The 1242-nt window shown below is 72.5% G+C and carries 1 protein-coding gene; it reads left to right on the top strand.

From position 1 onward, the window contains the following. On the top strand, positions 1-1242 hold a 1242-nt coding region (locus G6019_RS11940; protein ID WP_182627678.1), incomplete at both ends, for a hypothetical protein.

Here is a 1242-nt window from a genome sequence, read left to right as displayed (position 1 = left end):
GGCTCCACCGACATCGGCTCACTCGGCATGATGCCGCTGTCCACCGACCTCCTCGGCGGCTCCGCCGAGCTGCCCGCCTCCTCCGAGCTCCCCCCGCTGTCCACCGACCTGCTCGGCGGCTCCGCCGACTTCACCTCCTCGGACCTCGCTCCGCTGTCCACGCAGCTGGACCTGCTCGGCGGCTCGGCCGAGGTCGGCTCCACCGGCATGGCCCCCCTGTCCACCGACCTGCTCGGAGGGTCGGCCGAGTTCGGGTCGGCCGAGTTCGGTTCCACCGAGGTCGGCTCGGCCGGCATGGCCCCGCTGTCCACCGACCTGCTCGGCGGCTCCGCCGAGTTCACCTCCTCCGACCTGGCGCCGCTCGTCGGCTCGGTGGGCATGGCCCCGCTCTCCACCGAACTGCTGGTGGGCTCCGGGGACGTGGGATCGACCGGCATGACGCCGCTGTCCACGGAACTCCTGGGCGGCTCCGCCGAGTTCGGGTCGACGGAGATCGGCTCCCTCGGGATGACCCCGCTCTCGACGGAGCTCGATCTTCTCGGCGGTTCCGCCGAGTTCACCTCGTCCGATCTCGCGCCCCTCACCGGGTCCGAGGGCATGGGGTCGCTGGGTATGGCGCCGCTGTCCACCGAGCTCAACTTCCTCGGTGGGTCCGCGGAGCTCCCACCGTTGTCCGCCAACTTCCCGGACGGTTCGACGGCCGGCATCGGCGGCTCCGCAGAGCTCGTCGGCGAAGGGATCGCCGGCTCGCTGACCAACGGGTCGGCCAATCAGCTCGCCGGCTCGGTGGAGAGCAACTCCGCCGACCCGATCATCGGGTCGATCGCCGAGGGCGGCATCCTGCCCGCGCTGTCCGGCTCCATCGAGGAGGTCTCCGGGTCCCTCTCGGGCAACAGCGGCTCCACGGGCCAGAGCTCGGACCTCATCACCGGCTCGACCGGCGGCAGCGCCGATGTCCTGACCGGGTCCTTCGGAGAGCTCACCGCGGTCAACGGGTCGCTCACCGCGCTCACCGGTTCGCTGGAGAACGGTTCCCTGCAGGGCGTCGGATCGACGAACCTCGGATCGGCGATCGGCGAGGCCGGTTCCCTGGAGGCCGCCGCCAGCCTGGGTGGCGAGGGCGGTTCGGGGGTCGCACTCCTGCCGGTCCTCTCGCTGGGTGGCACGCTCGTACTCGCCGGCGCGGCGATCAACGGTGGCGTGGCGCTTCCCGCCCTGCCGCCGCTGCCGGGCCTGCCGCCG

The sequence above is a fragment of the Dietzia sp. DQ12-76 genome (genome assembly GCF_014145045.1).
GTDB lineage: Bacteria > Actinomycetota > Actinomycetes > Mycobacteriales > Mycobacteriaceae > Dietzia.
This window is presented reverse-complemented; position numbering and strand designations above follow the sequence as displayed.